This window comes from Caulobacter sp. B11 (genome assembly GCF_002737765.1).
In the GTDB taxonomy this organism is placed as follows: domain Bacteria; phylum Pseudomonadota; class Alphaproteobacteria; order Caulobacterales; family Caulobacteraceae; genus Caulobacter.
The window spans coordinates 1-6,033 of the sequence record NZ_PEGG01000050.1 but is presented as its reverse complement, the minus strand read 5'-3'; the positions used below and the strand labels follow the sequence as shown (position 1 = coordinate 6,033).

At 67.1% G+C, this 6,033-nt stretch carries 8 protein-coding genes and 1 pseudogene; 3 read left to right on the top strand and 6 right to left on the bottom strand.

Annotation, left to right across the window (positions count from 1 at the left end):
* Positions 1–134: hypothetical protein (locus CSW58_RS03425; protein WP_143755066.1), on the bottom strand; the 134-nt coding region annotated here is incomplete at its 3' end.
* Between the two features lie 106 nt (positions 135–240).
* Here CSW58_RS03425 and CSW58_RS03420 point away from each other — a divergent pair.
* A complete protein-coding gene (locus CSW58_RS03420) occupies positions 241–420 on the top strand; it encodes a DUF1328 domain-containing protein (protein ID WP_099446314.1) in 180 nt (59 codons plus the stop codon).
* A 73-nt stretch (positions 421–493) separates the two neighbouring features.
* On the opposite strand, the gene CSW58_RS03415 is transcribed toward CSW58_RS03420, so the two are convergent.
* The 5 genes and pseudogenes from CSW58_RS03415 to groES all read right to left on the bottom strand — a co-directional run bounded on the left by CSW58_RS03415 (position 494) and on the right by groES (position 4,730).
* The gene (locus CSW58_RS03415) at positions 494–1,669 is read right to left on the bottom strand and encodes a DUF3089 domain-containing protein (RefSeq protein ID WP_099446313.1); all 1,176 of its coding nucleotides are present in this window, start codon (positions 1,667–1,669) and stop codon (positions 494–496) included.
* A gap of 280 nt (positions 1,670–1,949) precedes the next feature.
* On the bottom strand, positions 1,950–2,264 hold the full coding sequence (locus CSW58_RS03410) for a hypothetical protein (protein ID WP_099446312.1): 315 nt from the start codon (positions 2,262–2,264) through the stop codon (positions 1,950–1,952).
* A 42-nt stretch (positions 2,265–2,306) separates the two neighbouring features.
* Positions 2,307–2,438: a hypothetical protein gene (locus CSW58_RS15625; protein ID WP_255406537.1), complete on the bottom strand. Its 132-nt coding sequence runs from the start codon at positions 2,436–2,438 to the stop codon at positions 2,307–2,309.
* Positions 2,439–2,751: 313 nt separating this feature from the next.
* Positions 2,752–4,379, bottom strand: a pseudogene (gene groL, locus CSW58_RS03405) (chaperonin GroEL).
* Between the two features lie 60 nt (positions 4,380–4,439).
* Positions 4,440–4,730 (bottom strand): co-chaperone GroES, encoded by a 291-nt coding sequence (gene groES / locus CSW58_RS03400; protein ID WP_099446311.1) that lies wholly within the window; start codon positions 4,728–4,730, stop codon positions 4,440–4,442.
* 160 nt (positions 4,731–4,890) lie between these two features.
* On the opposite strand from groES, the gene CSW58_RS03395 reads away from it, so the two are divergent.
* Together CSW58_RS03395 and CSW58_RS03390 are read left to right on the top strand one after the other, a co-directional pair.
* The gene (locus CSW58_RS03395; protein WP_099446310.1) at positions 4,891–5,289 is read left to right on the top strand and encodes a VOC family protein; all 399 of its coding nucleotides are present in this window, start codon (positions 4,891–4,893) and stop codon (positions 5,287–5,289) included.
* Positions 5,290–5,308: 19 nt separating this feature from the next.
* On the top strand, positions 5,309–5,734 hold the full coding sequence (locus CSW58_RS03390; RefSeq protein ID WP_099446309.1) for a DUF4345 domain-containing protein: 426 nt from the start codon (positions 5,309–5,311) through the stop codon (positions 5,732–5,734).
* Positions 5,735–6,033 lie beyond the last annotated feature (299 nt).

Genomic DNA, 6,033 nt, shown 5'->3' with positions numbered 1-6,033 from the left:
AGGCGGCCGCTCGACAGCGACGGACCCTCGCCCGAGAACACCACCTCCAGGTCGGCGGTCTCGGCGAGCGACCGCGCCGCGTGGGCCAGGGCGCGCTTGAAAGGTTCGGTCGGGCTTTCGGGCTTGGAGACCATCAGAAGGGGTTACCGAGGCGCGGCGGCGAAAACAAGGAACGAGGCGCGGCGAATGCACGTTGAGGATCGTGAAGCTTGCCAGTTCCGGCGGCGGAGGAGACGCAACATGTTGAAATGGGCCCTAATTCTCGCGGTTGTCGCCCTTGTGGCCGGCCTGCTCGGTTTCACCGGTATCGCCGGCGCGGCGGCGGGTGTCGCCAAGATCCTGTTCTTCCTGTTTCTGATCGGCTTCGTGATCTTCGCCGTGCTCGGCGTGACCGTGTTCAAGAGCGTCGCCGGGAAATAGACCGGCGGCGGGTCGCCCTCATCCCGGGACCAGACCAGGATGAGGGCGATCGCTTTCCCAGAAAAGCCCAGGCCTAGGGCTGGCCGTAGGCGCGAGCCTGTTCGCCGACCACCGCGACCAGGTCGCCCATGGTCAGGTTGACGTCGATCATGTGCAGGCCCCAGTCCTTCAGCGGCTGGCCCAGCACCAGGATGTCGCCGGGGATGTCGTCGACGCGCGGATCGGCCGCGACGCCGTTGACGCTGATCGCCAGATAGCTGTGGCTGCCGTTATTCACGCACTGGGCCGAGACCAGGCCCGGCGTCGAGGCGAAGGGCGTGGTCAGGACCAGGCCCTTGCTCCAGGGCTTGGGCGCGGCCAGCACCGAGCCGACAATGCCCTTGCCGTTGAAATAGCTCTGCACCGTCGCCGGCTCCATCGGTCCCTTGCCGGCCCGCAGGGCGGCGGGATTGACGCAGGCGGCGGTCAGGCCGGGCTGCTCGACCTTGCCGAACCGGCTGGCGGCCGGCGGCGGGCTGGCGGCGCGGAACGACACATAGGAGATCACGCAGCCGGTCTGGCCGGCGGTCTGGCACAGCGGCATCGAGCCATAGCGGTTGGTGGCCGGATCGACCGGGGTGTTCATGCCCAGGATCAGGGCCGAGACGATCTGCTTCTGCACCGGCTTGCCGTCGATCTCCTTGGCGATCAGGTCGAGCAGGACGCGCGAGCCCTGGCTGTGACCGACCAGCACGATCCCGCGGCCGCCGTTGTCGCGGGCCAGATAGTCGGCCCAGGCGTCCTTGACGTCGGCATAGGCCAGGGCGGCGTCGCCGGGCGAGGCCCCGCCCATCATCACCTTGCGCAGGGCCGCCAGGGTCACCTGGCGATACATCGGCGCGAACACCCGGCACACCGAGCCGAAGCGCGCGGCCTGCTGTTCGGCGACGATCCGCTCGGCCGGATCGATGACCATGTCGCTGTTGCCGCCCGGATCGGTCGAGACGGTGGGATAGACATAGAAGCAGTCGACGGCGGCCTTGGGGTCGGCGGCGAAGGCCTCGAGGCTGGTGGCGCCGTCGGCCTGGACCACGGTGGCCGACTGGTCGGACGAACAGGCGTCGGCCCGGCCCGGACGGCACAGCCAGCGGGCGTCCTGGGCATAGTCATTGGCGGCGACGGGGCCGGCCGGGGCGGGCTGGGCGCAGGCGGCCTGGCTGACCGTCAGGCCGGCGATCAGGCCCAGCGCGGCCCAAACTGATTGCGACATCTTCCACCCCGTTCGAACAGTTGTTTGGCGGGGAAGATGGCGTGTGACGCGTTGAAAGGAAAGCCCTTCCCGCTCTCTAGGGCATGATGATGTGGGGCTGACACGCCACTCTAAAGTCCGCTTCCCCGGCGAAGGCCGGGGCCCAGATCCAGCCTGAGAGCCTGGCGATGATCCGCCTTCGGGCGTCACCCAACCCCTCACCGCCCCGGGTTCGATCTGGGCCCCGGCCTTCGCCGGGGAGACGGAAGTCTGGGGAATTCAGCGCGACAGGGTCCAGCCCTTAGCTCGGCAGCCAGCGGCGCGGAAACTTGTCGCCCAGGGCGCGGGCCTCGCCCTTCAGCAGGCCCAGCTCGCGGGCCCGATAGACGGCGACCTCGCGCAGGGCCTCGACAGGTTCCTGGCCCTGATAGGGGCTGGAGGCCACCGCGCCGGTCGCCAGGGCCTGATCGACCGCGGCCCATTCAGCGCGGGCCCGGTCGGGATGGCCGACCGCGAAATAGTGCCGGACGGGGGCCCGTTCGCCGGGGATCTCGATCATCACCCCCACGACCCAGCCGTGGGTGACCATATCGGCGTCGGGGCGTTGGCGGAACATGACCCGGCCTTAGCAGACTTCTCGGGATTCGCGCCGGGGATCTCAGCCCAGCAGCTGAAACGCCGCCTGGCTGATCACGCCCAGGGCCAGCCACAGGGCCAGGGCTCCGCCGATCAGGGCCGCGCGGGGCAGGGGACGTTCGTGACGGTGGATGTGCATGCGACGCATGGCCATGGGACCTTCCGCTGGGCGCGTTGTTCGCTCGTGGTGGAAACGGGCTGGCGCGGAAAAGGATGCACCGAGGGCAGTCAGTCTCTCGGGCGGAAGCGGCAGCCATAAGGATCCTCCCCCTTTGGGGGAGGTGGCCCAGGGGGCCGGAGGGGGTTGCGCGGCGCTGGCGGGAAGACCCCCCTCAGTCGCTTCGCGACAGCTCGCCCAAAAGGGGGAGCAGCTTGGGTCCGCTCGGGGACCACCACCCCACCGCTCAAAGAAAAAGGGCGGGACCTTTCGGTCCCGCCCTTCATCAGGTCTAGAGGCTAGGCTTGGACTAGAAATCCATGTCGCCCATGCCGCCCATGCCGCCGCCGGGAGGGCCGCCAGCGCCGCCGCCCTTCTTGGGGGCTTCGACGATCGCGGCTTCCGTGGTGATCAGCAGGCCGGCCACCGAGGCGGCGTCCTGCAGAGCGGTACGGACGACCTTGGCCGGGTCGATGACGCCGTCGACGATCAGGTCGACATACATCTCGGTCTGGGCGTTGAAGCCGAAGGTCGGCGAGTCGCTTTCCAGAACCTTGCCGACCACGATCGAGCCTTCAACGCCGGCGTTTTCGGCGATCTGACGGATCGGGGCCTGCAGGGCGCGACGGACGATGGCGATGCCAGCGGTCTGGTCGGCGTTGTCGCCCACCAGGCCGGCCAGGGCCTTGGAGGCCTTCAGCAGGGCGACGCCGCCGCCGGGAACGATGCCTTTCTTCAAGGCGCGTCGTCGACGCGGTCCTTCTTTTCCTTCACTTCGACTTCGGTCGAACCGCCGACGCGGATGACCGCGACGCCGCCGGCCAGCTTGGCCAGACGTTCCTGCAGCTTTTCCTTGTCGTAGTCGCTGGTGGTGTCTTCGATCTGGCGCTTGATCTGGCCGATGCGGGCTTCGATCGCGTCCTTCTCGCCGATACCGTCGACGATGGTGGTGTCGTCCTTGGTGATCGTGACCTTCTTGGCCTTGCCGAGCATGTCGAGCGACACGTTCTCGAGCTTGATGCCGAGGTCTTCCGACACGACTTGAGCGCCGGTCAGGATGGCCAGGTCTTCCAGCATCGCCTTGCGACGATCACCGAAGCCCGGGGCCTTGACGGCGGCGACGCGCAGGCCGCCACGCAGCTTGTTGACCACCAGGGTGGCCAGGGCTTCGCCCTCGACGTCCTCGGCGATGATCAGCAGGGGACGGCCCGACTGAACGACGGCTTCCAGCACCGGCAGCAGGGGCTGCAGGCTCGAGAGCTTCTTTTCGAACAGCAGGATGAGCGGCTCTTCGAGCTGAACTTCCATCTTGTCGGGGTTGGTGATGAAGTAGGGCGACAGGTAGCCGCGGTCGAACTGCATGCCTTCGACGACGTCGAGTTCGGTCTCGGCGGTCTTGGCTTCTTCAACCGTGATGACGCCTTCGTTGCCGACCTTGTCCATGGCCTTGGCGATCATTTCGCCAACGTCCTTGTCGCCGTTGGCCGAGATGGTGCCGACCTGGGCGATCTCGGTGTTGGTCGTGACCTTCTTCGACGACGCCTTGATGTCGGCGACGACGATGTGCACGGCCTTGTCGATGCCGCGCTTCAGATCCATCGGGTTCATGCCGGCGGCGACGGACTTGAGGCCTTCCTGCACGATGGCCTGGGCCAGGACGGTGGCGGTGGTGGTGCCGTCGCCGGCCTTGTCGTTGGTCTTCGAAGCGACTTCGCGGATCATCTGCGCGCCGAGGTTCTCGAAGCGGTCAGCCAGTTCGATTTCCTTGGCGACCGAGACGCCGTCCTTGGTCGAGCGCGGGGCGCCGAAGGACTTTTCGATCACGACGTTACGACCCTTGGGGCCGAGGGTCACCTTCACCGCGTTGGCGAGGATGTTGACGCCGCGCAGCATCTTGTCGCGCGCGTCCGAGGAGAAATAAACGTCTTTAGCGGCCATGATATGAGCCCTTCTAAATAGTGAAACTGGAGTGTGGAAAGCGGTCGGGAACCGGAAGCCTTAGGCTTCGACGATGCCCAGAACGTCGCTTTCCTTCATGATCAGCAGGTCCTGGCCATCAACCTTGACCTCGGTGCCCGACCATTTGCCGAACAGGATGCGGTCGCCGGCCTTGACGTCGAGGGGAACGATGTCGCCCTTGTCGTTACGGCCGCCGGGGCCGACGGCGACGACTTCGCCTTCCTGCGGCTTTTCCTTGGCGGTGTCAGGGATGATGATCCCGCCCTTGGTCTTTTGTTCTTCTTCGACGCGCTTCACGAGCACGCGATCGCCAAGAGGACGAAACTTCATGGTGGTCTACTCCGTCGGGACGGTTATCGGTAAAGGAGACGCTGGCGACGCGGGACGCTGCTGTTAGCAGTCGGCGCCCCTGAGTGCCAACGCGGCGCTTGAGTTAGGTCTGAGGTCCCCCGGAGTCAAGGACTCGGGCGGGTAATAGCGAGGCGACGGCATGCTGGATCACATCACCCTGGGCGTGTCCGACTTCGAAAAGTCGGTGGCGTTCTATGACCTGGCCCTGGCCCCGCTGGGCCTTTCGCGGCTCTACACCGTGCCGCCCGAACTGACCGGCGGGATCCTGTCGACGGGCTATGGCGATACGCGGCCGTTCTTCTGGATCGCCGGCCAGGACGCGACCCAGGGCAAGTTGCACCTGGCGTTCAGCGCCGCGAACCGGGAACAGGTCGACGCCTTCCATGCCGCGGCCCTCGCGGCCGGCGGCAAGGACAACGGCGCGCCCGGACTTCGCCCACATTATCACCCAGACTATTATGGGGCCTTCGTCATCGATCCCGACGGCTTCAACATCGAGGCCGTCTTCCACGGCGGCCGGACGACCGGACCGGTCTGATCCAAGGAGCGCCCAGCGCATGTCGAGCTACGCCCTGTCCCTGTTGCTGGCCGTGATCGCCTGCGTGATCGGCGGCGGCATGGGCGGTTACGCCCTGGCCCGGCCGCGTTCGGTGCTCGGCCTGGCCGACCTGTCGCTAGAGGGCGGCCGCGCGGCGGCGGCGGCGATCGAGGGCCGGGCCTATGGCGGCCTGCTGGTGGCCGCCCACGCGGCGGCGGCGCTGATGCTGGGCTATCATTCCAGCGTCGGGGCGATCATGGCCTTCGCCCTGGCCATCGCCTGGTTCGGGGCCGCGGCGGGGCGAACCTTCGCGATGCTGTCCGACCGCGCCAACGCGCGCGCCAGCCTGGGCAATCTGGCCTTCGAGATCCTGATCGGCCTGACCCTGGCCCTGCCCTATTTCAACGAGGGCCGGCTGCGGCATGGGCCGGGGATGTGGGCCTGAGGGCGGGATGATCAACCCTTAAGTCTTCCACCTCCCCGGCGAAGGCCGGGGCCCAGATCGAACCCGGAGCAGGGGCAGGTCGGGAAAGGCCAGAAGGCGCGTCATCCCCAAAGGCCCAGGCTGAATCTGGACCCCGACCTTCGTCGGGGAAATGGGTGTATTGGCGTTGGGTGATAGTTCTCTAAGGCCACCTCCCCGGCGAAGGCCGGGGCCCAGATCGAACCCGGAGCGGGGCAGGTCGGGAAAGGCCAGAAGGCGCGTCATCCCCAAAGGCCCAGGCTGAATCTGGACCCCGACCT

What these genes read in the sequence shown, in the direction of transcription:
- CSW58_RS15625 (WP_255406537.1), bottom strand. Translation starts at nt 2,438, where the DNA reads ATGGCCATGCGTCGCATGCACATCCACCGTCACGAACGTCCCCTGCCC.
- groES (WP_099446311.1), bottom strand. Translation starts at nt 4,730, where the DNA reads ATGAAGTTTCGTCCTCTTGGCGATCGCGTGCTCGTGAAGCGCGTCGAA.
- CSW58_RS03390 (WP_099446309.1), top strand. Translation starts at nt 5,309, where the DNA reads ATGTCGAGCTACGCCCTGTCCCTGTTGCTGGCCGTGATCGCCTGCGTG.
- CSW58_RS03415 (WP_099446313.1), bottom strand. Translation starts at nt 1,669, where the DNA reads ATGTCGCAATCAGTTTGGGCCGCGCTGGGCCTGATCGCCGGCCTGACG.
- CSW58_RS03420 (WP_099446314.1), top strand. Translation starts at nt 241, where the DNA reads ATGTTGAAATGGGCCCTAATTCTCGCGGTTGTCGCCCTTGTGGCCGGC.
- CSW58_RS03395 (WP_099446310.1), top strand. Translation starts at nt 4,891, where the DNA reads ATGCTGGATCACATCACCCTGGGCGTGTCCGACTTCGAAAAGTCGGTG.
- CSW58_RS03410 (WP_099446312.1), bottom strand. Translation starts at nt 2,264, where the DNA reads ATGTTCCGCCAACGCCCCGACGCCGATATGGTCACCCACGGCTGGGTC.